Raw genomic sequence first — 24,421 nt, forward strand, 5'->3', positions numbered from 1 at the left:
GCTCAGGCAGCAAGATTCCTGACGACAGCGAGCAGCTCCTGCAGCGGATGTGAGACGGTTACTCCATCCTGTCGTTTCACCTGGCTTCGGCAAGAATATCCGTCGGCCACTAACCGGCCAGAAGCATTAAATCTTTTCACAAGCGGCGCCCAGGATTGTTTGTAGATCACTACAGAAGTTCTGGTGTTCTTCGTCTCATGCCCATAGGTGCCGGACATGCCGCAGCACCCGCTGGCTTGAACGCTCATTTTCAGTCCCATGCGCTCATAGACTTGTTGCCAAAGGTCGATGCTGTTTGGCTCATTTGTCTTTTCAGTGCAGTGGGGAAGGAAATGATAGGGATCGGCATCTTTCACAATCTGCGACTGTGGAAGCATATTGGCGAGCCACTCCTGCGGCAGTAGTACGGTAGGAACCTTGTGACTGCCAAGCGTCTTCGCATACTCCTGGCGATACACCAACGTCATCGCGGGATCGAGGCCCACCAGCGGTATCTCGTGCTTCTGAAGCTGGTGCAACGCTTCACCGTTGAAACGTGCGGCCTTTTCAAAAGCTTTGATGACGCCTTGTACCTGAAGTGGTTTGCCATTGGGTGCAAAGGGTGCGATGTAAACCTGATAGCCAAGCCTCGAGATTAGTTCGATCCAGTCGGCTAGTACGGGGGGTTCGAAGTATCGGGTAGAAGCGGTTTCTCTCTGCCTCTGCGTGCGGCAAAATTGGCAAAGTTAATCGGGTCGGTTTAGTGGTGTGGAACAGTCTGGTTCCCGATTCCGTTCCTGGCATTGTCCTGGTGGCTGGAAAGGCCACAGGTGATCGAGGCGGCTCTGCGGCGAACATTTCGCTCTTCATGGTCGAGCCCCTTGATCGGCTAAGGCAGCGTGGGATTTTGACGGTGATTGGCATTTCCTAACCAGCAATTGAATACGATTTCTAGCTCGTCTGTGAACTCTTGGGTTGCGTTTGAGGCAGGAGTTTTTTAGAGAGCCCTAACCAACCGTTCGCTCAGCATGCTGAGTCAGCAAAACATCAGAGCGCGCGACACTTGAATCCAGAGGGGGTTGGCGCGATGCTTGCTGAGCGTAGCGTCAGCAAGTGCACATAGGTGGACGGATTAGCTAGGAACTCGCCAACATGCTCAAGAAAACAATAATAGATAGCCTTCGACCCGAAGCTCACCTGGCTCGTGAAAAACTGCACCACGACGGCGCCATTCCTGACGGATTATTACGTGCTGAAATTGATGCTTCCTGGCGCCGTAGCATGGAGCATGGTGTGCTTTTCAATGCTGGATATGATGAGCTGGAGCAGCAGTCCCGTTTGAGTGTTGAAGCGTTGGCTGCTAGCAACCGATTACTGATTGATGCAGCGCTACCCGCGATCGACTTTCTAGCCGAACGGCAGGGTAAGACAGGCGTGATTATTCTTGCCAATGCTGATGCCACCATACTCACTGTCGAAGGGCGCGCCGACCGCCTCAAAAGCTTGGGAATGGAAGACATCACTCATGGCGCCTGCTGGAGCGAGGCTGCTCGTGGCACCAATGCGTTAGGCACCGCGCTGGTCGAAGCCCGTCCTACAATGATTGATTGCGGCGAGCATTTCCTAGATCGCCTGAATGGTATTTCCTGTGCATCGGTGCCGATCTACTGCCCTCAAGGCAATATGCTCGGTGTGCTTGATCTAACCCGTGAAGGCCCGCTTGGGCGCGTACAAGACAATACAGCACTGTTGAACATGGCAGTCAGCCAAATTGAGAGTCGGGTTTTTTATAGCAGCTACCCTGACGAAATAGTGTTGGCATTTCACAATCGTCGTCAGTATCTCGAATCGTCATGGCAGGGACTCATGGCGGTGAGCTTGGCAGGGAAAGTTCTTGCGGCTAGCGCCCAAGCCTGTCAATTGCTTGATACCCAGCGCTCGGCGGTGATTGGTAAAGATTGTGAAGAGTTTTTTGGCGTCGACGGCATGCAGTTTCTGCTGCAGTCGTATCATGCTGGAATGGGTAGCTTGCAGACTCCTAGAGGAGAGTTCTTTTACAAAGTTCTGCGTGCGCCACAACGTTCCCTCACCGTTAGCGTGCCGTCTAGAAGCACTGTCAAGGTCACTCATGCACAGCCCAAGCTTGAAACTCTGGCCGGCAGCAATGCGCGCTACGCCCGGGCTTTGCGCATGGCTCGTCAAGGTCTGGCTAATGAACTACCGGTTTTGCTGCTGGGCGAGACTGGGACCGGCAAAGAAGTCATCGCCCGCGCTCTGCACATGGCAGGGACGCGCTGCGAAAAACCATTCGTGGCGGTGAACTGCGCGGCGATTCCAGAAGGTTTGATTGAATCAGAATTGTTCGGGTACCGCGAAGGAGCCTTCACGGGCTCTCGCCGTGGCGGTATGGTCGGTCGATTGCAGCAGGCGCATGGTGGCACGTTGTTTTTGGACGAAATCGGCGATATGCCTCTGGCTTTGCAAGCGCGGCTTTTACGCGTTCTACAGGATCGCAAAGTAGCTCCCTTAGGGGCCGGCGAAGAGCAGAGCATTGACATAGCGCTGATTTGCGCCACTCACCGTGACCTCAAGCGCCAGGTGGAAGAAAAACAATTCCGCGAAGATTTGTTCTACCGAGTTAATGGTATTAGCGTCGTGCTACCAGCCTTGCGGGACCGCGACGATGTGGGGCTGCTGATAACTCAGTTGTTGGAGAAGCTTGGCTCTCCGAACGTATCATTAGACGAAGGGCTAAATCGCTTGTTACTTGACTATCATTGGCCGGGTAACATCCGCCAGTTGGATACTGTTCTACGCACAGCGCTTGCCATGCGCGAGCCGAGTGAGTGTGTTTTGAAACTAGAACACCTGCCGGACAGTATGCTGGATGAGCTGAGTGCTGGCGAACGGCAGCCGTCCGGTAGCATACGCGAAAATGAGCTAGAACTGATTCGCCAGTCCCTCGACACTCACAACGGAAACGTCTCAGCCGCTGCCGATACTTTAGGCATTAGCCGTGCGACGCTGTATCGTAAACTTAAACAGTTGCGCTCTTGATGCTGCGCTTAATAGCAAGGCTAATAGAAGGTCAAAGCCCGGCTGCGCTGCAGACCTCGTTGGGTTGGCTTTATAGCTTTGTCAGGCCACACAGGTGGGCAATAGCTGGTTTACTCGGCTTGTCGATCGGCGCGTCGATGCTGGTTCTGGTTCAGCCATGGCTGACCAAACTGCTGATTGATGATGGGCTTCTGGCACGGGACTTCTCCATGCTTGTGCGTATTGCCTGCCTGATGATCGTGGCAGGTTTGCTGGGAACTGCGCTTTCGGGAGTCAATCGTTACCTGCACACGCGATTGTCCGGACGAATCCTTTTTTCGTTGCGTGACGATGTTTATCAGCACTTGCAACGCCTATCACCGGGATTCTATGGGCAACGACGCATTGGTGATTTGATGTCGCGTCTCGACGGCGATGTCGCGGAGATTCAGCGCTTTGCCGTCGATTCGATGTTCTCTGCGGTGTCGAGCGTGATCGGTCTGGTGGTCGCCGTGGCGATGTTGGTGACCCTGTCGTGGCAACTCTCGCTGCTGGCCTTGGTGCTGATTCCACTCGACGTGCTTTGGCTACGCTGGATGCGGCGTAAGGTCGAGCGCGATGTGCGGCAGTTGCGCGAGCGTTCGGCGGATATGTCCTCGTTCATGGTTGAGACCTTGCCGGTGATGAAATTCATTCAGTCCGCCGGTCAGCAACAGCGCGAGGCGCGGCGACTGGAGACGTTGGGCCAAGGGTATATGAGTCAGCTCTTGCGCCTGCAGGTCACTGAGTTTTTCACCCAAGCGGTGCCCGGCACGCTGACATCGTTGTCGCGGGCCTGTGCGTTTTTGATTGGCGGGTACTGGGTGGTGCAAGGGACTTGGCAATTGGGCGCGTTGATCGCCTTTTCCACCTATCTGGGCATGGCTGTCGGCCCGGTCCAGAGCCTGCTAGGGCTCTACGTCGCGATTCAGCGGATGACCGTGAGCCTTGGGCGGGTCATGGAACTGCGCGGTGAAGAGCCAACCGTCCTCACTCCGGTTGCGCCGCAGCCGATGCCGGTCTCTGGCGAACTGCGTTTCGACAACGTGCACTTCAGCCATCCCGGTCGCCCGACCACCTTGCGTGGTATTCAAGCGCGAATTCCCTATGGGTTGAAAGTCGCCCTGAGCGGCGGCTCTGGTGTCGGTAAGTCGACCCTGATCGATCTGCTGCAGCGGCACCACGATCCGCAGTCCGGTCGGGTCTTGCTGGGGGAGGTCGATCTGCGGGAACTGGACCTGTTCCAGCTGCGTCGGCGGATAGCCGTAGTCAGTCAGGACATCGTGCTGTTTCGCGGCAGCCTCGCCGACAACCTGGCCTACGCGGTGCCCGACGCCAGTCGCGAAGCGATTGCCGAAGTGGCGCGGCTGGCGCAGCTCGACAACCTGGTCGAGTCACTGCCCGAAGGCCTCGACAGCCCTTTGGGCGAGCGTGGCCAGCAGTTGTCCGGCGGACAGAAACAGCGCATCGCCATCGCCCGGGCGCTGTTGCAGGATCCGTTGATCCTGGTGCTGGACGAAGCGACTTCGGCGGTCGACGAAGCCACCGAGCGCGAAGTGATCGCGGCCATCGACCGGTTGTTCGCCGGGCGTACGCGGATCCTGATCAGCCATCGCCCCTCGACCCTGGCCGATGCCGATCTGTGCTTTGAACTGCTGGATGGCGTGCTCACGTCAAGAACGGTGCAGCATGAGGCCTGAGCTGCGGATTGGGGTGGTGGACAGTGGTCATTCGCCGGCGCAACGGGGGCGAGTGATTGCCGGTCGGCGGTTCTCGCTACAGGAGGATGGACTGGCCGAAAGCGATCTACGCGACGATCCGCTGGGCCATGGTAGCGCGGTGATCGAGGCCATCAGCCGGCGTGCACCGACGGCGGTTTTTTGCGTAGCCCAGGTGTTCGACCAGCGTGGCGTCACCAGCGCCTTGCAGATCGCTACCGCCATCGATTGGCTGGTGGCGCAGGACGTGCGGTTGATCAATCTGAGCCTCGGGTTGCGGCAGGATCGTCACCTGTTGCGTGAAGCCTGTGCTGCGGCGGTGGCGCGGGGCATTTTGCTGTGTGCGTCCAGCCCGGCCCAGGGCGAGGGGGTGTTCCCGGCAAAGTATCCGCAGGTGCTGCGGGTCACCGGCGACGCTCGTTGCACCGAGCAGCAATGGTCGTGGCTCAACAGCGCCCAGGCGGATTTTGCCGCGTGTGTTCACGGTACCTACCCGGGGCAGTCGGGTGCGAGCCTCGGCTGTGCGGCATTGAGCGGGCACATTGTGGGTTTGCTCATCGAAAATCCCGAGGCGAGCAACGAACACGTTGTCGAGTGGCTGCAAAAGAACGCCCGTTATCACGGCCCTGAACGGCGCGTCGGTGCATGAAGCCGATTGTGATTCTTGGTGCGGGGCCTGCGGGGGCGGCGGTGGCCCTGGGGTTGCGACGGCTTGGGTATCCCGTGACATTGGTCAGTGAATGGCGGCGCTTCGCGGCACTGGAAGGGGTTTCCGTGCGGGTATTGGATGCCTTGCGCGGTGCGGGACTGCATCAAGCATTGACGGATGCGGCGCAGCCTTCCCAGCGACAGGTGTCCTGGAACGGTCAGCAGCATGCTCAGAACATCGAATTTTTGCTGGATCGCCCGAGCTTCGATCGCGGCTTGCGCGAGGATTTGCGCCTGGCGGGGGTTGAGTTGATCGAGGGCCGAGTGCTGACGGTGCAGCCACACGCTTCGGCACATCGAATCGAACTGCAAGGGCGTGACGCGCTGCTCGCGGATTTCCTGGTGGAGGCCCGCGGACGCCAGGCACCTGCCCTTGGCAAGGGCTTGCGTGGGCCGGAGACGGTCAGCTTGCTCAATCGCTGGCAAGGTGCGCCGGGTACCAACGCCAGTGCTGTGGAAAGCCTTGCGGACGGCTGGGCCTGGATGGCGCGCCGGGCCGACGGCCAGTGTTATTGGCAATGGACGGTGGACGTGGCCAGTGCCGAGTTGCCGGGCAAGGCGCTGTTGCTCGACTACTGCCGCCAGCGGTTCCAGCAGTCGGCATTGACCCAGGCGTTTTTCGGGGGTGAACCGCAAACCGATCTGCACCTGCATGCCCGCAGCAGTACGGCGATCTTGTGTCCGCAGGTCTGCGGCGATCATTGGATTCGTGTGGGCGACGCCGCCATGGCGGTGGATCCGCTGTCGGGTAATGGCATCTTCCAGTCGTTGTCTTCGGCGTTGCAAGCGCCTGCGGTGATCAACACGCTGTTGCGCAAACCTGAGCGGAGGTTGCTGGCACAGCGTTTTCATCAGCAACGGGTGGAGCAGTTGTTTTTACGCTTCGCGCGCATTGGCCGGGACTTTTATGCCGATGAGCAGCGTTGGTCCAACCAGCCGTTCTGGCAGGCGCGGCGGCAGTGGCCGGATGCAGAGGTCGCCCATGCCGGGGCGGATTTTTCCACTCTTAGGATTGAGCTGGCGCCGGTATTGCGCGATGGATTTGTGGATGAGGCCGAGGTGGTGATCACGGCGGATCAGCCGCTGGGGATCTGGCATGTGCAAGGGGTGGAGTTGGCACCGTTGGTGCGGCGGTTGCGCAGCGAGCCGGCCGAGCGGGTGTTGGCGGGGTTGACAGTGGAGCAGGGCAGGATGGTTCGGGGGTGGTTGTTGGCGCAGGGATTCAGGCCCTGACATTTGGGTTGTCTGGGCTGGCCTATCGCGAGCAAGCTCGCTCCCACATTGAATTTGTGTTCGACGAAAAACACTGTGGAAGAGAGCTTGCTCGCGATGGCTGTCTGAAAAGCGCCGCTAATTACAACTTGATCAACACCGATTTCAACTCGGTGTAATGCTCGATCGCCGCATACCCCATCTCACGGCCGACCCCCGACATCTTGTAGCCGCCAAACGGCAACGCCGGGTCCAAGGCGCTATGGCAGTTGACCCAAACCGAACCCGACTTGATTCTCGGAATCATCCGGTGCACCGCCGCCATGTCATTCGACCAAATGCTCGCCCCAAGGCCATAAGGGCTGTCATTGGCCATGCGTAACGCATCGGCTTCGTCATCGAACGGTATTGCCACCAGGACGGGGCCAAAAATTTCTTCTTGTACCAGCGAATGCTTCTGATCGACATCGACTATCACTGTGGGTTTGACGAAATAGCCGGGCCCGTACTGCTCGCCGCCACAGGCAATCGTTGCGCCACTTTCGCGACCTTTTTCGATATACCCGTAAACCAGACCCTGCTGGCGGGCAGAGATTAACGGCCCCATCTCGACGGTTGTATCCAGTCCGTTCCCCATCTTCATGGCGTTGGCGATATCAGCGATATCGGCTACAACATTGTCGAAGTGTTTGCGCTGAACATAAAGCCTTGAACCGGCGCAGCACACTTGACCCTGGTTGAAAAAAATGGCGCTTGCGGCGCCCGCTGCCGCAGCTTTCATCTCTGCATCGGCCATAACAATGGTCGGTGATTTTCCTCCCAGTTCCAAAGTGACTCGTGTCATTGTCTCCATGGCGACTTTGCCGATCTGTTTACCAACGGCAGTGGAACCCGTGAAGGTCAGCTTGTCTACCAGAGGGTTATGGGTGAGTGCCGAACCGGCGGTGATTCCTGTACCGGTGACGACGTTAAACACACCTTCCGGGTAACCGGCTTCCAATGCAAGTTCGGCCAGCTTAAGGACCGAGAGTGGTGTTTCATCTGCTGGTTTGAGCACCATCGTACAGCCGGTGGCCAAAGCTGGTCCAAGCTTCCAACATGCTAGCAACAGCGGGAAGTTCCAGGCGACGATTGCGCCCACTACTCCCACCGCTTCGCGACGGATAAAACTGTGGAACTGGTCGTGAGGCATAAGTGGTACTGAAACCTCGACCGTTGAACCTTCGATCTTGGTTGCCCAGCCTGCCATATAGCGCAGGAAATCAATGGATAGCTGAACATCCATGGCCCGGGCCACCGCTACGCTTTTGCCGTTATTCAGGCATTCCAGTTGGGCGAGAACGTCGGCGTCACGCTCCATCAGATCAGCTAGTTTCCACAGCAGATTCTGGCGTTCTCGGGGGCGGGTTCGGGTCCAGGCCGAGTCATCGAAAGCCTGGCGTGCAGCAAGCACCGCACGATCAACGTCGTCAGCTGTTGCGCGTGGCACAACGCAGAGTTCTTCCCCCGTGGCTGGATTGCGTAAGGACATGATTTGACCATCGGCCGCTTCGACCCATTGACCCCCGATAAGCATGCGCGGAGCTCGTTGGATAAACGCCGTGGTGTCTGGATGCAGGTTTGTGAACGACATGACATAACCTCTTTCGTTAATGTGAAGAGGTTCATGGCAATGGTTGTGCCAGTTACGCTACTCATAGCGAAAGGCACGATTTTCCAAGGGTAAGGCCGTTATGCAGATTTATTTTTGAATGGCTGAAGGTCGTATATTGAGACTGCTTGAGACTGCGTGAGACACAAGGTCCGATCTTTTATAACAACCACCTGATGTCTCGTGGGTGCCTGCACTGACAATAGTCTGCCTGTCTCAACTTAACACAGTCGTCGCGAAGTGAAACACCTAGCAGTGAGGCTGGAGTAGTTAAGTAGCGGGTGTTGTCAGCGATACTCCGCGTATTGAGCGAGATGTCCAAGGTTGGCACGGTCTGTGTATTGGTGACTCCAGGCGTGTTCTGTTTCCACCTGCCGCAGTTCGTTGAAACAGGAACCGTATCCACGAATGAAAAAAATAAGAATGCACCGTGCGAGGTTCGACGTTGATGAAGAGAAAACTCCGACTAGGCTTGAGTGCCAGCCTAATGTGTGTAGCCGCTGTTATGACGCTGCATTCACCTTCCAGTCTGGCTGCTCGAGACGCCAAGACTATCCTCAACGAAACCTGTCGAGGCTGCCACATACCTGAAGGTAGTGACGCCCTGAGTCGTATTAGTCATCAGCGTAAAACACCGGAAGGCTGGCTTATGACTATTGCAAGAATGCAGACCATGCATGGCTTGCAAATCAGCGATGAGGACCGTCGTACGCTGGTTAAGTACTTATCCGACACTCAAGGCTTGGCGCCTATTGAAACGGATGGCGTGCGTTACGCTTTAGAGCGTCGACTAAATACTGTCGAAAAATTCGACGTTCAAACCAGCCAGATGTGCGCGCGCTGCCACTCAGGTGCGCGAGTCGCTCTTCAACGTCGTCCTGCAAAGGAATGGGAGGAGTTGGTTAATTTCCATCTCGGACAGTGGCCGTCACTTGAATATCAGCTTCTTGCGCGCGATCGTGAGTGGTTTGATATCGCCCGCAAAGAAATGGTGCCACTGCTCGCTAAACGCTACCCGCTAGACAATCCAGCCTGGAATAAATGGCTCAGTACCTCACCGAAGGCCGAAGCCTTTGTCGGCGAGTGGAGCTTCAGTGGTCATATGCCAGGTAAAGGAGAGTTGAGTGGCGTCATGAGCGTGACGGCTGATGGCGTCGACACCTTCAAGGTCAACATCAAGGGCCAGTACGCCGATGGCACGCTATTCAACGGCGACGGCAGCGCAATTCTCTATACCGGCTACGAATGGCGCGGCAACGTCACCATTGACGGGGTGACGATGCGCCAGGTGTTCGCCGCCCAGGGTAATGCGATGCAAGGCAGGATGTTCGAGACCGACCACGACGAGCGAGGCCTGGATTTCGTCGCTGCCAAAGAGGGCAGCAGTCGTCTGCTGGCGGTGCAACCGGGTTACCTCAAGGCTGGCGGTGAAACCGAAGTGACCCTGATCGGTACCGGCCTGACCGGTGAGCCGAACTTTGGCAAAGGCGTGGAAGTGGTCCAAGTGCTGGAGCAAAGCTCCGAGCGTCTGCGGGTCAAACTCAAGGCCGCTGCCAATGCGCAGTCGGGCCTGCGCAACGTCACGGTCGGCACGCTGAAAGGCCCGACGCTGTCGGTCTACAGTAAGATCGCCGAAGTCAAAGTCGTGCCCGAGTTCTCGGTGGCGCGGATCGGCGAGGGCGGTGGCTCGACGCCGAAAGTCCAAGGCCGTTTCGATGCTGAAGCCTGGGGCAAGGGGGCTGACGGCAAGCCATACCGCATCGGCGTGTTCCCGGCGCAATGGAAAGTCGAAGCCTTCGACGACCGCGCCAAGGAAGACGAAGACGTGAAGTTCGCCGGCACCATGCAGGCCGACACCGGCGTGTTCACTCCGGGCGATGCCGGGCCGAACCCGGCACGCAAGATGTCCACCAACAATGCCGGCAACCTCAAGGTCATCGCCGCCGTCGACGATGCAGGGAAATCCCTGACGGGCGAAGGCCACATGATCGTTACCGTGCAACGCTGGAACAATCCACCCATTCCATAAGTTGGCTGTTTTTAGCGGTTTCAGACACCTTTCGGAATGATCGCAGGCCTCGTGAATCGGGGCTTGCACAGGAGGTTTGCAATGGGCGCTATTTTGAATCTGGTCGAACGCAATTTGCACGAAGTGCATGTCGACGCCGACCGCATGCTGTTCCATATTCCCAGCAGCTCGCTGTTCGCCAGCGACGAGCTGACGGGCACCATCATCGATACTTTGCGCGGTCCCGGCTGTTCATCGGACGACCTGATCCAGCGCTTGGCGGCGCGTTTCAACGGCGAGGAAATCACTGAGACCTTGCGTGAGCTGATGGCCCTGGAACTGGTCAGCGACGGCTCGCCGCTGACCCCGGACATCGCCACCAAGCGGGTCGAGCGCACGGCTATCAACACCGTGGTGCTCAACGTCAACACCGGTTGCAACCTCAGTTGCACCTACTGCTACAAGGAAGATCTCGACAAGCCGTCCGCGGGCAAGAAGATGGACGTCGAGACTGCCATCGCCTCGGTGGAAATGCTGCTGCGCGAATCCCCGGACGAAGAACGTTTCACTGTGGTGTTCTTCGGCGGCGAGCCGCTGAGCAATCGCAAGCTGATCGAGTACATGGTCGACTACTGCGAGAAACGCTTCCGCGAGGCCGGTAAATTCGTCGAGTTCGTCATGACCACCAATGCCACGCTGCTGACCGAGGAAACCGTGGACTACCTCAACGCCCACCGTTTCGGGCTGTCGGTGAGCATCGACGGGCCGAAGACCGTGCACGACCGCAACCGCATCACCGTGGGCGGGCAGGGCACCTATGACGTGGTGCGGCGCAAGGCCGAGATGCTGTTGTCACGTTACAACAGCCGTCCAGTGGGCGCACGGGTGACCTTGACCACGGGCGTTACCGATGTCGAGACCATCTGGGATCACCTGTTCAACGAGTTGGGCTTTGCCGAGGTTGGTTTTGCCCCGGTGACGTCCGGTGACATCAGTACTTTCAACCTCACGAGCGATGAACTGGTGCAGGTGTTCGCCAACATGAAGGCGCTGGGTCGTCGTTACCTGGAAGCGGCGCTGGAGCACCGCAACATCGGCTTCTCCAACCTGCACCAGTTGATCACCGATATCCACGAAGGCCACAAGAAAGCCTTGCCGTGCGGGGCGGGCCTGAAAATGCTGGCAGTGGATCACAAAGGTGAGCTGAACCTATGCCACCGCTTTACCGGTTCGAGCTTGCCCACGTTCGGCAATGTTCACAGCGGTGTGAAACAGGTCGAGTTGAACGACTTTTTGTCCCAACGCCTGGACCGCACCAATACCGGTTGCGAGGACTGCCAAATCCGCAATCTGTGCTCCGGCGGCTGCTACCACGAGAGCTACGCCCGTTATGGCGACCCTACCCATCCGACCTATCACTACTGCGAGTTGATGCGTGACTGGGTCGACTTCGGTATCGAGGTTTACACCCGGATCATGGCTAATAACCCTGCGTTCATCAGCAGTTACATCACTCCGCGCAAGGCTCACTGATATGAAACATCTCAAGGCAATCAATAACAAAGCGTTGAAGCTCGACCAGGCCGCGGACGAGAACCGCATTGAAGAGGTGGTGGCAATGAGCTCGGTGGCGGGTTGTGCCTCGACCACCGACCCGGGCTGGGAAATCGACGCGTTCGGCGGTGTGTCGTCGCTGTGTCAACCGATGGAAGCCGACCTTTACGGGTGCTCCGACCCGTGCTGGTGGCCGGCCCAGGTGCCCGACATGATGAGCACCTACCCGGACTGGAACAAGGATGCCCAGGCGTCCAACGACAACTGGCGCAACCTCGGCACTGTCTTTCCGAAAGACAAGTGATCAAATAACAAGAAGGATTCCAGCATGCACAGCATCAAAGCCTGCGGCTTGGCCGCGTTTGCCGTCCTGAGCGCCAGTTCGTTCGGTGTTTTGGCCGATGAAGCGACTCCTCTTAAATCGGGTCATGAGTACATGGTGACTCCCAATTATCCGAATAATCTGCACGTTATTGATCTGGCCACTGACACGTTGTTGAAGACATGCAGAATGCCCGACGCTTTCGGGCCTGGGACAGTACAGTTGTCGCCGGATCGCAAAATTGCTTATGTCCTCAACAACCACTACGCCGATGTCTACGGCGTGGAGCTGGACAGCTGCAAGCAGGTGTTCCACGCCAGCATTGGGCATCAACCTGGTGAAAGCGCCAAGTCGATGTTTGCCTTTACGGTCAGCCATGATGGCAAAGAGCTCTTCGCCGTCGCCAATCCAACCTTGAAACTCAACGACCGGTATGTAGTGCAACAACCTCGCCTTGATGTTTATTCCACGGACGCGGGAATGAATGCCAAACCCGTGCGCAGCTTTCCTGCGCCTCGGCAATTGACCATCATGCAAAGCGGTGACGACGGCACTCTGTATGTGGCCGGGGCGGACGTCTACAAGGTCGATGTAAAGACCGGCAAGTTCGATGTACTGATTCCCAGTCGGCACTGGAAACGCCCTAACTACAGCGCACCAGATGTGCTTTATGTGTGGAATCAGCAGACCTATCGGCGTGACTTCTCGCTGCTCTACACCGCGGCGAAATACAAGGACAAGAAACAGGACCCGGCCACCGCTGAGTACGTGTATGGCCAGTTCAGTATCGACCTGAAATCCGGCAAGACCGAAACCACTGATTTTGGCCCGCTGACGGAAATCTATTTCACTGGCATGCGTTCGCCGAAGGATCCAAACTTAATGTTCGGTGTGCTCAATCGCCTGGATAAGTACGACGTCAAACAGAAGAAAAGACTCCACTCGGCCACGCTTGATCATTCCTACTATTACGTTGCCTTCAACAAGGACGGTAGCAAGATTTATTTGTCGGGTACGCTCAATGACATCGCTATTTTTGACGCTGACAGTATGAAGAAGATTGGTAATATAAAACTGCCTGGAGGTGATATGGCGTTGAATTCATCGCAAATTTTTATTCGTTGAAATTTCTTTTCCAATAATAAAAGTTACGGGCGCCGTTGCGGTCAACCGCGATGGCTGTCCTGAGTAAAAAGGGTTTGATATGAATACTCCAAGCTACAGTGTTGGGCCGCAGACAACCCCTCTATTGCCTATGACCATCGGGGCAGCCTTCGACTTGGCTGTTGAGCGTTATCCCGAGCGCGAGGCTCTAGTGGTTCGGCACCAGCAGTTGCGTTACACCTGGCAGCAACTGGCGATAGAAGTGGATCGCTGCGCGCAAGGGCTGCTTGCTCTGGGAATTAAAGTGGGCGAGCGCGTAGGGATTTGGGCACCTAACTGTGCTCAGTGGTGTATTGTGCAGTTTGCGACCGCTAAAGTGGGTGTGGTGTTAGTCAATATCAATCCTGCTTATCGTCCCAGCGAAATCGAATATGCGCTGAAACAATCTGGTTGTAGCTGGTTGATTTGCAGTGATGTTTTTAAAAGTTCTAATTACCACGATATGCTTTATGCTCTTCTGCCAGAACTTAGCTGCTCTGAGATAGGCGCTGTCAAGAGCGATAGATTGCCGGAGTTGCGAGGAGTGATCACGCTCGGCGAACAGCCCGCAGTGGGTATGTTGTCTTGGGCGGAGCTGTTGGAACGTTCCGTGATGATTGATCGCGAGCAATTGGTCGAGTGTGGAAGACAATTGCAGTTCGATGACCCTATTAATATTCAATATACTTCAGGTACTACGGGGTCTCCTAAAGGTGCGACGCTCAGCCATTACAGTATTTTGAATAATGCCTATATGGTGTGTGAAAGTATGCGCCTTACTGAACAGGACCGATTGGTAATACCGGTTCCGCTCTACCATTGCTTCGGTATGGTCATGGGGAATCTCGGTTGCGTCACGCATGGTAGTGCAATGATATATCCCAGCGCCTCTTTTGAACCATTAGCAACGCTTCAAGCCGTTGCAGAAGAAAAAGCCACCGCTATGTTCGGTGTGCCTACGATGTTTATCGCTATGCTGGATCACCCCGAGCGCACAGCTCTGGATCTAAGCAGCTTGCGCACCGGTATCATGGCCGGTTCCACGTGTCCCATCGAGGTGATGCGGCGGGTGATTGAGGATATGCACCTTACAGAGATGCAAATAGCGTATGGCATGACAGAAACCAGCCCAATATCAACCCAGACCGGGCCTGATGACGATTTTATTCATCGTATAACCAGTGTTGGTCGCACCCAGCCACATTTGGAAAGCAAAATCATCGACGAGCATGGGCGAATTGTGGCGCGTGGACAAATCGGGGAGCTCTGCACGCGCGGATACAGTGTAATGTTGGGCTACTGGAACAATCCTCAAGCGACTACGGCAGCTATTGACGCAGCGGGGTGGATGCATACTGGCGATCTCGCCACGATGGATGGGGAGGGTTATATCAGTATCGTGGGACGCAACAAGGACATGATCATTCGTGGAGGGGAAAATGTATATCCGCGAGAAATAGAAGAGTTTTTGTTTACTCATCCTGCTGTTGCGGATGTACAAGTAATCGGTGTGCCGGATGAAACCTACGGAGAAGAAATTATAGCCTGGGTTAAATTACACCCTGACCATCAAGTTGACGCAGATTCTTTGCGCGAATATTGCAAGGATAGAATTGCCCATTTCAAAGTTCCGCGAAGCTTCAAAGTGGTTGACGAGTTTCCTATGACTATCAGCGGTAAGGTACAAAAATTTGTCATGCGAGAGGTGAGTATCGCCGAGCGACGTAGTTTGGCGAAAGCATAAAAAATAAGCATTTCTAGCCTGTCCAACATCCGATTCTACTGCAACTCTAACACTGCGTGACTGAGCGGCGACGCTGGAGTATACGATTTGCATCGTGTACTCCAGGCGCTGTATTGCTCCGATAATGGTTGCGCTAGGTGCGCAGGACTGGATTTAGTGGCTGCGTTACGCTGCTTCTATACAGAGGGCTTTTCCCTTGTTTCCGAACCGACTACCCATTTTATGGAAAGTGACTATTCTGACCGGGCTCTGTCTTTTGGGGGTCGTGGCTTCGCTCGCAGGACATTCGGTTTACCGAATGAGCGAAGATACATCTTTGGTGAAAGCGAGCGTGACTCAAATGTTGGAAGCGGCAGCTCGAGAGCGCATGGAAAAAGAAGTCGAAGTACAAGCACTCACGATCAAGAATTATTTAATGTCCTCCTATCAGGAGGGGGTGAATTTTTCGAGGCATGTTCTGCAACAAAAAAAACAGATGCAAGCACTGGGGCTCGAAGCACAGACCTTGCGTGAGGGCCTCCATCATCAAGTCGAGCAGACTTTGACGGCTAACCCGCAGTTGCTTAGTTTGTATTTGGTTTTCGATAGCAATGGCCTCGATGGCGCAGATACTTTGTTTTTCAATCGAAATGAGCTGGCCAGCAATGAGGTCGGACGTTTTGCATCTTATTGGGCGCAGAAAGACGGGCACGCTACTAGCCAAGTATTACCTGAGACTTTGATTTTAGACACCACGCCCATGCTGGATGGCTCTCCTTTTAATATCTGGTTTCGGTGTCCGCAAAAAAAACTTGAGCCGTGTCTGATAAACCCGTATTTCGATGATACCTCAGGTCGACGAATGCTGATTACAACGTTGGCTTTCCCGGTAATCGAGAACGGTAAAGTTCTAGCCGTCCTCGGCATGGACATCAGTCTGGATAAGCTTCAGCAACTTGCTACATCTGGAAGTCATGATTTGTATCATGGACTTGGCTCCGTCAGCATTGTTAGTCCTGCAGGGATCCTGGCAGCGCACAGTCGAGAAGCAAGTTTACTTGGCCAGAATCTGGCAAAGGCATACCCCGAGAACGCTCATGCTTTATTAGAGTTGCAGCAACTCGGAAAGGTGAGCGAGCAGCAAAGTCGAGGTAGCTTGCAGCTGGTTGCTCCAGTAGTGCCCATTCCTAATAGCAATCCTTGGGCCCTAATCCTTGATGTTCCAATGCAATCGCTTCTTGGGCCGGCGTTGTCGTTGCGACAAGACTTGGATAATCGAAATGCAAGAAGCGTGGTGATGGAGTTGGTGCTTGGCGTCGCCCTAGCAGCTATCGGGTTGATATTGGTTTGGTTAACGGCTTCGGGTGTGACCCGACCAATTTCACGTGTAGCCGCGATGCTCAAGGACATCGCTATCGGCGAAGGGGATCTTACACGCCGTTTGGTTTACACGCGTCAGGATGAGCTAGGCGAACTGGTCGGCTGGTTCAACCGCTTCCTCGATAAGCTTCAACCGGTGATCGCAGAGGTGAAGCGCTCGGTTCAGGAAACTCGTGACACAGCAGATCAATCTACCATCATCGCGAATCAAACCAGTTCTGGTATGCAGCTGCAATATAGGGAGGTGGATCTAGTTGCGACTGCGTCCCAAGAAATGACCGCTTCTGCTCACGAGGTAGCGCGAAGTGCCGCGCTAGCTGCCAATGCAGCACAAGGGGCTGACTCGGCAACCGTAGAGGGCCTTGAGGTCATAAGCAGTACATCGGCCGCCATCGAGCGTCTGTCTCTCGAGATGAATGCGTCTATGGAAGACATACAAGACTTGACCAGTCGAAGTGATCAAATCAGTTCAGTTCTAGATGTGATACGTGCCATAGCTGAACAGATTAATCTGCTCGCGTTAAACGCAGCCATTGAGGCCGCTCGGGCTGGTGATGCAGGACGGGGTTTTGCGGTCGTCGCTGATGAGGTAAGAAACTTGGCCCGACGCACTCAGCGGTCCGTCCAAGACGTCCGCTTGGTGATCGAAGGACTGCAACAGCGTACCAAGGATGTTGTCAGCTCAATGCACAGTAGCCATTGCAAAGCGCAAAGTAGCGTTGGACAGGTGGCGTTGGCTGTTGCAGCGTTGCAGCGCATCGGCGATTCGGTATCCATTATCACCAATATGAATTTGCAGATAGCTAGCGCAGCTGAGGAACAGAGCATTGTTGTTGAAGAAATTAATCGTAACGTCGAAGCGATTCGCGATGTAACTGAATCACTCTCCGCGCAGGCGCAGGAGTCAGCGAAAATCAGTCACACCCTGAATGGCCTTGCTAACAATCAGCAGGTACTCATGGATCAGTTCGTAGTGACTTCAAACACCGGCCCCGCATGACTCATATCAGGGTTGCTCTTAAAAGTCGTGGACGAGATTTTCAGGAGCGGGCATCCGGTCCGCTTTGATAGTTGTCGGATACCATCGACGATAGCATGTGGCGCGTGAACGAAAGATGGAAACAGCAATGAACTGGACCTGGTTTCACAAGCTCGGCTCACCCAAGTGGTTCTACGGCATCAGCGGCAAGATGCTGCCCTGGTTGAGCATCGCTGCGCTGTTGTTGATTGGTTCTGGCGTGGTCTGGGGCCTAGCCTTCGCACCGCCGGATTACCAGCAGGGCAACAGCTTCCGCATCATCTATATCCATGTGCCCACGGCGATGCTGGCCCAGTCGATCTACGTGATGCTGGCGGTGTGCGGTGTGGTCGGGCTGGTGTGGAAGATGAAACTGGCCGACGTCGCCTTGCAATGCGCCGCGCCCATCGGCGCCTGGATGACTGCCGTGGCGCTGGTCACCGGGGCGATCTGGGGCAAGCCGACCTGGGGCTCGTGGTGGGTCTGGGATGCACGACTGACGTCGATGCTGATCCTGCTGTTCCTGTACTTCGGTCTTATTGCGCTGGGCAACGCCATCAGCAATCGTGATAGCGCCGCCAAGGCCTGCGCGGTGCTGGCGATTGTCGGCGTGATCAACATCCCGATCATCAAATACTCGGTGCAATGGTGGAACACCTTGCACCAGGGCGCGACGTTCACCCTCACGGAAAAACCGGCGATGCCGGTGGAGATGTGGCTGCCGCTCTTGCTGACAGCGCTGGGTTTCTACTGTTTCTTCGGCGCGGTGCTGTTGCTGCGCATGCGCCTCGAAGTGCTCAAGCGCGAAGCCCGGGCCAGCTGGGTGAAGGCCGAAGTACAGAACAGCCTGGAGGCCGCTCGATGAGTTTCGCGTCATTCGGCGATTTCCTCGCCATGGGCCATCATGGCCTGTATGTCTGGTCAGCCTATGGCATTTGCCTGGCGGTGCTGGCCCTCAACGTGGCGGCGCCGATCCTGGCCCGCAAGCGGTATCTGCAACAAGAGGCGCGTCGTCTGCGCCGGGAGAACGGTCAGTGAATCCGCTGCGCAAAAAACGTCTTGTCATCATCCTTGCGATCCTCGTCGGGGTCGGCGCTGCGGTCGGCCTGGCCCTGAGCGCTTTGCAGCAGAACATCAACCTGTTCTACACGCCGACCCAGATTGCCAACGGCGAAGCGCCCGAGGACACCCGCATCCGCGCCGGCGGCATGGTGGAACAGGGCTCGTTGGTGCGCTCTGGCGATTCACTGGATGTGAAGTTCAACGTCACCGACTTCAACAAGACCGTGACCATCACCTATCGCGGGATCCTGCCGGACCTGTTCCGCGAAGGGCAGGGCATCGTCGCCCTGGGCAAGCTCAACGCTGACGGCGTAGTGGTCGCCGATGAAGTGCTGGCCAAGCACGATGAGAAATACATGCCGCCGGAAGTGACCAAGGCCCTGAAAGACAGCGGCCAGTCGGCACCCGCGCCTGTGAAGGAGGGCTGACCGATGACGGCTGGTATCTTTATTCCCGAGTTGGGCCACCTGGCGATGATCCTGGCCCTGTGTTTCTCCCTGGTCCAGGCCGTGGTGCCCCTGCTCGGTGCCTGGCGTGGCGACCGACTGTGGATGAGCCTGGCACAGCCGGCGGCATGGGGGCAGTTCGCGTTCCTGCTGTTCGCCTTCGGTTGCCTGACCTACGCGTTCATGGCTGACGATTTTTCCGTGGAGTACGTCGCCAGCAACTCCAACAGCGCCTTGCCCTGGTATTACAAGTTCAGCGCGGTGTGGGGCGCCCACGAAGGTTCGCTGTTGTTGTGGGCATTGATTCTCGCGGGCTGGACCTTCGCCGTCTCGGTGTTCTCCCGGCAACTGCCACGCGTGATGCTCGCCCGCGTACTGGCGATCATGGGCATGATCAGCACCGGTTTCCTGCTGTTCCTGATCGTCACGTCCAACCCGTTCGAGCGCATCCTGCCGCAGATGCCGATGGATGGCCGCGACCTCAACCCATTGCTACAAGACATCGGCCTGATCGTTCACCCGCCGATGCTCTACATGGGCTACGTCGGTTTTTCCGTGGCCTTCGCCTTCGCCATCGCCGCGTTGCTCGGCGGGCGTCTCGATGCCGCCTGGGCACGCTGGTCGCGCCCGTGGACCATCGTCGCCTGGGCCTTCCTCGGTGTCGGTATCACGTTGGGCTCCTGGTGGGCCTACTACGAACTGGGCTGGGGCGGCTGGTGGTTCTGGGATCCGGTGGAAAACGCATCCTTCATGCCTTGGCTGGTGGGTACCGCGCTGATTCACTCCCTCGCCGTCACGGAAAAGCGCGGTGTGTTCAAGAGCTGGACCGTGCTGCTGGCCATCGCGGCGTTCTCGTTGAGCCTGTTGGGCACGTTCCTGGTGCGTTCCGGCGTGCTGACGTCGGTGCATGCCTTTGCCTCGGACCCTGAACGTGGCGTGTTTATCCTGATGTTCCTGCTGTTCGTCGTTGGCGGTTCGCTGACGCTGTTCGCCCTGCGGGCGCCGGTGGTCAAGAGCCAGGTCGGCTTCAACCTCTGGTCGCGGGAAACCCTGTTGCTGGGCAACAACCTGGTGCTGGTGGTGGCGGCGTCGATGATCCTGCTGGGGACGTTGTACCCGCTGGTGCTCGATGCACTGTCCGGCGCCAAGCTGTCGGTGGGGCCGCCGTACTTCAACGCGTTGTTCATCCCGCTGATGGCGATCCTGATGGTGGTGATGGCCATCGGCATGCTGGTGCGCTGGAAAGACACCCCGGTCAAGTGGCTACTGGGCATGTTGACCCCGGTACTGCTGGGCACGGCCGCCCTGGCCGTGGTGGCCGGCGTGGCCTATGGCGACTTCAACTGGGCGGTACTGGCGACGTTCGTGCTGGCGGCCTGGGTGTTGCTGGCCGGCGTCCGGGACATTTTCGACAAGACCCGCCACAAAGGCCTGATCAAAGGCCTGCCATCCCTGACTCGCAGTTATTGGGGCATGCAGATCGCCCACTTGGGCATCGCCGTCTGCGCCTTGGGCGTGGTGCTGTCCAGCCAGAACAGTGCCGAGCGCGACCTGCGCCTGGCGCCGGGGGAATCCATGGACCTGGGGGGTTATCAGTTCGTGTTCGAAGGCGCCAAGCATTTCGAAGGGCCGAACTTCACCTCTGACAAAGGCATTGTGCGGGTCATTCGCAACGGCCAGGAAATCACCGTGCTGCACCCGGAAAAACGCCTCTACACCGTGCAGAACTCGGTCATGACCGAAGCCGGGATCGATGCCGGGTTCACTCGTGATCTCTACGTGGCCCTGGGCGAGTCCCTGGGCGACGGCGCGTGGGCGGTGCGCGTTCATGTCAAGCCGTTCGTGCGCTGGATCTGGTTCGGTGGCTTGCTCACCGGTCTGGGCGGGGTACTGGCGGCGCTGGATCGACGCTATCGAGTCAAGGTGAGAACCCGGGTGCGTGAAGCTCTGGGCGTGACGGGAGCCACTGCATGAAACGTTGGTTGATGGTGTTGCAGCCAGCACCTCGATCAACTATTGGATAAAACCAAGCATGATTAATTTTTGGCTCGCCGCAGGTCTGCTTCTTTTGGTTGCCCTGAGTTTTCTGTTGATCCCTGTACTGCGTGGTCGTCGTGCTCAGCGTGAAGAAGACCGCACCGCGCTCAACGTGGCGCTGTATCAGGAACGAGTGGCCGAATTGCAGGCCGAGCGGGAGGAGGGCGTGCTCAACGCTGCGCAATTGGACACCGGTCGCGCCGAAGCCGCCTGGGAACTGCTCGCCGACACCGAAGGCGCCGATGTACCGCTTGAATCCCGGTTGGGTAAGCCATTGCCGTTGCTCGTTGCCGTGCTGGTGCCAGTGTTGGGCTTGTCGCTGTACCTGCATTTCGGCGGCAGTGACAAGGTCGAGCTGACCCGTGAATTCGCCCAGGCGCCGCAGTCGATGGAGGAGATGACCCTGCGCCTGGAACGCGCGGTGGCGGCGCAGCCGGATAATACCGAGGGCCTGTTTTTCCTCGGTCGGACCTATATGGCCGAGGATCGGCCGGCGGACGCGGCGAGGATTTTCGGGCGCATCGTGGAGGTCGCGGGGCGCCAGCCGGAGCTGCTGGGCCAGTGGGCCCAGGCACAGTATTTTGCTGATGGCAAGAAATGGTCGGATAAGGTCCAGGCCTTGACCGACGAAGCGCTCAAGCTCGATCCCAAGGAGGTCACTAGCCTCGGCCTGTTGGGCATCGCCGCGTTTGAAGGCGAGCGCTATCAAGAGGCGATCGACTACTGGGGGCGTCTTCTCGCGCAGCTACCGGAAGGTGAAAAATCCCGTGAGGCGCTGCAGGGCGCCATAACCCGGGCCACCGAGAAGCTGCAGGCCAGTGGCGGCCGCAGTTGAAACTGTCGAACTTCCCCCGAAGTCCAATTGATGGCGCGCGGACCCCGAGCCGGTCAGCCGACCGTCGGTGAGTGGATCGGCCTTGGTGCACCGCTGCCAAGCGGCACTGGCAGGCTGCAAAAGCTGACGATTGACACGTCGGAACGGCAATAGGCGGGATGTGCGTATCAATACATGGAAGGAAACGAGGCACTCTGTCTCGAGTCCTCGTCGCGTCTGGCCTCACGACTTCAGCCATCTATTAGCTTTTCATTGAGTTTGTACCAAGGGGCTTCCTCTGAACTGGCGCATAGATTTGGCTTTAACCGCTGATAATTTTCAGACGTAAAGGTGAAAACCACGTCCTGTTTTGCGTCCTAGATAGCCAGCAGCGACCATTTCTTTTAGTAACGGAGCAGGCCGATATTTACTGTCGTTGAAGCCTTCACAGAAAGTCTCAAGGATGGCCAGCACAGTGTCCAGGCCGATCAGGTCCGCCAATGCCAGCGGGCCAATCGGCTGGTTACAGCCCAAGCGCATACCCGCGTCGATGTCTTCGGCACTGGCAAGACCTTCCTGAAAAACAAATATTGCTTCGTTGATCATGGGTACCAGAATTCTATTGACTACAAACCCCGGACGATTGCCCGTCGTGACAGCGGTTTTCCCTAGTGTTGAAGATATGTTGACTGCGTAAGCATGAGTGGCATCGTTGGTTTGCAATCCTCGAATTATTTCAATCAGGCCCATTGTCGGCACCGGATTAAAAAAGTGCAGGCCTATAAAGCGCTCGGGGTGGCTCACGCCAGTGGCGAGGCGGGTGATGGACAGTGATGACGTATTGGAGGCAATCACACAACTGGCATCAACTCGCTCGGCGACACGCTGTAGAATCTTCAGTTTCAATTCGAGGTTCTCGGTGGCAGCTTCGACCACGATTTGGCTGGCGTGCAGACAGCCGTAGTCAGTACTTGTGCGAATTTTTTGGAGAGCGACCACCGTTTGCTGAGTTGTTAAGGTGCCTTTGACAACTTGTCGATTCATGTTGTTTTCCACGTTGGACAGGGCTTTTTGCAGGGCACCTTTGGAGACATCTATCAACGTCACATTAAAGCCGGTCAATGCACATATTTGCGCAATACCGTTGCCCATGGTGCCGGCGCCGATAATGCCGATATTGACTTGACTCATGGTCTGTTCCTCGTAGTGAAAGCCGTTCTGCAAACGTCTGTGGGAAGGGAAAATGCGCTCTGAATGAGCTTTTTATTGAGCTCAAGTTTAGAATCGGTAACGTCTATCGACCTATGCCCAAACTGTCCAAGGGCATTGGCGCTTTTCGCCACATTTGGGATCTATGAAAGAGGCATTTGGATGCGCGAGACGGATTCGGTGGCGGCGTATTTTATGTATCCGATGCTCCATGCATTGCGTGATAATCCCGAGCAGCTGGAATCAGTGCTTAAGCAGGTGGGTATCGATCCGGCGCTGATAGATCAGCCCAAGGCAAGGGTGTCGGCAAAGGCTTTTTCTGCCCTGTGGTTGTTGCTTATCCGAGAGTTAGACGACGAATTTTTCAGGATGGACTCCCATGGCCTGCCGCTGGGTAGTTTCGCTTTAATCTGTCGTGCATTGATTCAAGAGCCCACACTGGAAAAAGCCATGCGGCGATGCCTGGCTAATTTCGCTTTGTTCTTGAAGGATTTTCGGGGCACGTTGGGGGTTCATGGCCAGCATGCAGTCATCAGTTTGCAAACTCGTACACAAAATGACGAACTTGGCCAATTAGGTGAGGAAACGTTTCTTGTGCTGGTGATCAGTCTGATGTGCTGGTTGGGTGGGCGTCGCATTCCCATCGAACGTACAGACTTTCATTATCGACGTTCGTCACTGCGTGACGATTCCCTGCTTTGGGGACCGAACCTTACCTTCGGAACTGAACGAACCGAAATCGAATTCGCCAGTCACTACCTGCAACAGCCGGTGGTGCAGGATCTTGTTTCGCTGAAAGAATTTTTACGCTCCGCACCGCAATGGCTTGTCATCCGGTTCCGAAATCAATATGGGCTTGCCTCTAAGGTATTTCAGCGCCTACGTGATTGTCATTACAGCGAATGGCCGACCCTGCAAGCTTTCGCTCTGGAGCAGCACTTGAGTGCCAGTACCGTTCGCCGAAAACTAAAACTTGGTGGCTTTTCATATCAAGAAATCAAGGACGAGGTGCGCCGAGGATTGGCATTTGGACTGCTGCGCCAGGGTAAGGCGAGCATCAGCGATATAGCTGCTCAACTAGGCTTCCAGGAACCCAGTGCCTTTCATCGTGCGTTTAAGAAATGGACTGGGGAGAGTCCCGGACAATATCGCCTGCGACTTCAAGCGTGTGCCGATGAATCTCAAAGTTCTGAACCGTCATGAAAAAGAACGGGGCTATCGGTTGTGATGGCTGGTCGGAAGACTAATTGATTCCACAAAGTAGTCCCGTATAAATATGGCGGTGACATGTAAGCGCTGCTAGCGGGCCGTTCGCGTGTAGAACGGCCAGCTAATTGCGTCATGTTCGACCATAGCGCTGCA

17 protein-coding genes and 3 pseudogenes are annotated in these 24,421 nt (G+C 56.4%); 17 read left to right on the plus strand and 3 right to left on the minus strand.

The window, feature by feature from the left end; translation table 11 throughout:
* Positions 1-2: 2 nt before the first annotated feature.
* Positions 3-692, minus strand: a pseudogene (locus tag BW979_RS14085) ((Fe-S)-binding protein); the annotation flags it as partial.
* Between the two features lie 20 nt (positions 693-712).
* Here BW979_RS14085 and BW979_RS27800 point away from each other — a divergent pair.
* The 5 genes and pseudogenes from BW979_RS27800 to qhpG form a co-directional block, all read left to right on the plus strand.
* Positions 713-830, plus strand: a pseudogene (locus tag BW979_RS27800) (O-acetylserine/cysteine exporter); the annotation flags it as partial.
* A 301-nt stretch (positions 831-1,131) separates the two neighbouring features.
* Positions 1,132-3,036, plus strand: a complete 1,905-nt coding sequence (locus BW979_RS14090) for a sigma-54-dependent Fis family transcriptional regulator (protein WP_076384060.1) — start codon at positions 1,132-1,134, stop codon at positions 3,034-3,036.
* Positions 3,036-4,754, plus strand: a complete 1,719-nt coding sequence (locus tag BW979_RS14095) for an ABC transporter ATP-binding protein (RefSeq protein ID WP_054068830.1) — start codon at positions 3,036-3,038, stop codon at positions 4,752-4,754. The genes BW979_RS14090 and BW979_RS14095 overlap by 1 nt, the downstream gene beginning before the upstream one ends.
* Positions 4,744-5,421 carry a subtilisin-like serine protease QhpE gene (gene qhpE / locus BW979_RS14100; RefSeq protein ID WP_054068831.1) on the plus strand — a complete coding sequence of 226 codons (678 nt, stop codon included), beginning with the start codon at positions 4,744-4,746 and terminating at the stop codon, positions 5,419-5,421. The genes BW979_RS14095 and qhpE overlap by 11 nt, the downstream gene beginning before the upstream one ends.
* Positions 5,418-6,713 (plus strand): flavin-dependent monooxygenase QhpG, encoded by a 1,296-nt coding sequence (gene qhpG / locus BW979_RS14105; RefSeq protein WP_076384061.1) that lies wholly within the window; start codon positions 5,418-5,420, stop codon positions 6,711-6,713. The genes qhpE and qhpG overlap by 4 nt, the downstream gene beginning before the upstream one ends.
* Before the next feature lie 121 nt (positions 6,714-6,834).
* Here the strand turns inward: qhpG and BW979_RS14110 are convergent, their stop codons facing one another.
* Positions 6,835-8,325, minus strand: a complete 1,491-nt coding sequence (locus BW979_RS14110) for an aldehyde dehydrogenase family protein (RefSeq protein ID WP_076384062.1) — start codon at positions 8,323-8,325, stop codon at positions 6,835-6,837.
* A gap of 466 nt (positions 8,326-8,791) precedes the next feature.
* Between BW979_RS14110 and peaA the strand changes: the two genes are divergently transcribed.
* From peaA to ccmI, 11 genes and pseudogenes are all read left to right on the plus strand, one after another.
* A complete protein-coding gene (gene peaA / locus BW979_RS14115) occupies positions 8,792-10,372 on the plus strand; it encodes a quinohemoprotein amine dehydrogenase subunit alpha (protein WP_054068834.1) in 1,581 nt (526 codons plus the stop codon).
* Between the two features lie 81 nt (positions 10,373-10,453).
* Complete coding sequence (gene peaB, locus BW979_RS14120; protein WP_054068835.1) at positions 10,454-11,884, plus strand: quinohemoprotein amine dehydrogenase maturation protein; 1,431 nt, start codon at positions 10,454-10,456, stop codon at positions 11,882-11,884.
* Position 11,885: 1 nt separating this feature from the next.
* Positions 11,886-12,209: a quinohemoprotein amine dehydrogenase subunit gamma gene (qhpC, locus tag BW979_RS14125; protein ID WP_008016081.1), complete on the plus strand. Its 324-nt coding sequence runs from the start codon at positions 11,886-11,888 to the stop codon at positions 12,207-12,209.
* A 24-nt stretch (positions 12,210-12,233) separates the two neighbouring features.
* Entirely contained in the window at positions 12,234-13,352 is a 1,119-nt protein-coding gene (gene peaD, locus BW979_RS14130) for a quinohemoprotein amine dehydrogenase subunit beta (protein ID WP_054068836.1), read from the plus strand.
* Between the two features lie 79 nt (positions 13,353-13,431).
* Entirely contained in the window at positions 13,432-15,114 is a 1,683-nt protein-coding gene (locus BW979_RS14135; protein WP_054068837.1) for an AMP-binding protein, read from the plus strand.
* Between the two features lie 196 nt (positions 15,115-15,310).
* The gene (locus tag BW979_RS14140) at positions 15,311-17,473 is read left to right on the plus strand and encodes a methyl-accepting chemotaxis protein (protein WP_054068838.1); all 2,163 of its coding nucleotides are present in this window, start codon (positions 15,311-15,313) and stop codon (positions 17,471-17,473) included.
* A gap of 127 nt (positions 17,474-17,600) precedes the next feature.
* Positions 17,601-18,356, plus strand: coding sequence for a heme ABC transporter permease (locus BW979_RS14145; protein ID WP_054068839.1), 756 nt, complete (start codon positions 17,601-17,603; stop codon positions 18,354-18,356).
* Positions 18,353-18,529 (plus strand): heme exporter protein CcmD, encoded by a 177-nt coding sequence (gene ccmD / locus BW979_RS14150; protein ID WP_007939192.1) that lies wholly within the window; start codon positions 18,353-18,355, stop codon positions 18,527-18,529. Before BW979_RS14145 ends, ccmD begins: the two co-directional genes overlap by 4 nt.
* On the plus strand, positions 18,526-18,981 hold the full coding sequence (gene ccmE, locus BW979_RS14155; RefSeq protein WP_054068840.1) for a cytochrome c maturation protein CcmE: 456 nt from the start codon (positions 18,526-18,528) through the stop codon (positions 18,979-18,981). Before ccmD ends, ccmE begins: the two co-directional genes overlap by 4 nt.
* A gap of 3 nt (positions 18,982-18,984) precedes the next feature.
* Entirely contained in the window at positions 18,985-20,973 is a 1,989-nt protein-coding gene (locus BW979_RS14160) for a heme lyase CcmF/NrfE family subunit (RefSeq protein ID WP_076384063.1), read from the plus strand.
* Between the two features lie 58 nt (positions 20,974-21,031).
* A pseudogene (gene ccmI, locus BW979_RS14165) lies at positions 21,032-22,024 on the plus strand (c-type cytochrome biogenesis protein CcmI).
* A 165-nt stretch (positions 22,025-22,189) separates the two neighbouring features.
* Here ccmI and BW979_RS14170 read toward each other — a convergent pair.
* A complete protein-coding gene (locus BW979_RS14170) occupies positions 22,190-23,041 on the minus strand; it encodes a 3-hydroxybutyryl-CoA dehydrogenase (protein WP_054068841.1) in 852 nt (283 codons plus the stop codon).
* Between the two features lie 180 nt (positions 23,042-23,221).
* Here BW979_RS14170 and BW979_RS14175 point away from each other — a divergent pair, with 180 nt between their 5' ends.
* Positions 23,222-24,262: an AraC family transcriptional regulator gene (locus BW979_RS14175; RefSeq protein ID WP_076384064.1), complete on the plus strand. Its 1,041-nt coding sequence runs from the start codon at positions 23,222-23,224 to the stop codon at positions 24,260-24,262.
* Positions 24,263-24,421 lie beyond the last annotated feature (159 nt).

It is taken from the genome of Pseudomonas sp. A214 (genome assembly GCF_900156295.1).
Taxonomy (GTDB): Bacteria; Pseudomonadota; Gammaproteobacteria; order Pseudomonadales; family Pseudomonadaceae; genus Aquipseudomonas; species Aquipseudomonas rhizophila.

Bases quoted from the DNA above. Each gene is read 5' to 3' on its own strand.
- BW979_RS14090 (WP_076384060.1), top strand. From the start codon at position 1,132: ATGCTCAAGAAAACAATAATAGATAGCCTTCGACCCGAAGCTCACCTG.
- BW979_RS14135 (WP_054068837.1), top strand. From the start codon at position 13,432: ATGAATACTCCAAGCTACAGTGTTGGGCCGCAGACAACCCCTCTATTG.
- BW979_RS14145 (WP_054068839.1), top strand. From the start codon at position 17,601: ATGAACTGGACCTGGTTTCACAAGCTCGGCTCACCCAAGTGGTTCTAC.
- peaD (WP_054068836.1), top strand. From the start codon at position 12,234: ATGCACAGCATCAAAGCCTGCGGCTTGGCCGCGTTTGCCGTCCTGAGC.
- qhpG (WP_076384061.1), top strand. From the start codon at position 5,418: ATGAAGCCGATTGTGATTCTTGGTGCGGGGCCTGCGGGGGCGGCGGTG.
- BW979_RS14095 (WP_054068830.1), top strand. From the start codon at position 3,036: ATGCTGCGCTTAATAGCAAGGCTAATAGAAGGTCAAAGCCCGGCTGCG.
- BW979_RS14175 (WP_076384064.1), top strand. From the start codon at position 23,222: ATGCGCGAGACGGATTCGGTGGCGGCGTATTTTATGTATCCGATGCTC.
- qhpC (WP_008016081.1), top strand. From the start codon at position 11,886: ATGAAACATCTCAAGGCAATCAATAACAAAGCGTTGAAGCTCGACCAG.
- ccmD (WP_007939192.1), top strand. From the start codon at position 18,353: ATGAGTTTCGCGTCATTCGGCGATTTCCTCGCCATGGGCCATCATGGC.
- peaB (WP_054068835.1), top strand. From the start codon at position 10,454: ATGGGCGCTATTTTGAATCTGGTCGAACGCAATTTGCACGAAGTGCAT.
- qhpE (WP_054068831.1), top strand. From the start codon at position 4,744: ATGAGGCCTGAGCTGCGGATTGGGGTGGTGGACAGTGGTCATTCGCCG.
- peaA (WP_054068834.1), top strand. From the start codon at position 8,792: ATGAAGAGAAAACTCCGACTAGGCTTGAGTGCCAGCCTAATGTGTGTA.
- BW979_RS14170 (WP_054068841.1), bottom strand. From the start codon at position 23,041: ATGAGTCAAGTCAATATCGGCATTATCGGCGCCGGCACCATGGGCAAC.
- BW979_RS14160 (WP_076384063.1), top strand. From the start codon at position 18,985: ATGACGGCTGGTATCTTTATTCCCGAGTTGGGCCACCTGGCGATGATC.
- BW979_RS14110 (WP_076384062.1), bottom strand. From the start codon at position 8,325: ATGTCGTTCACAAACCTGCATCCAGACACCACGGCGTTTATCCAACGA.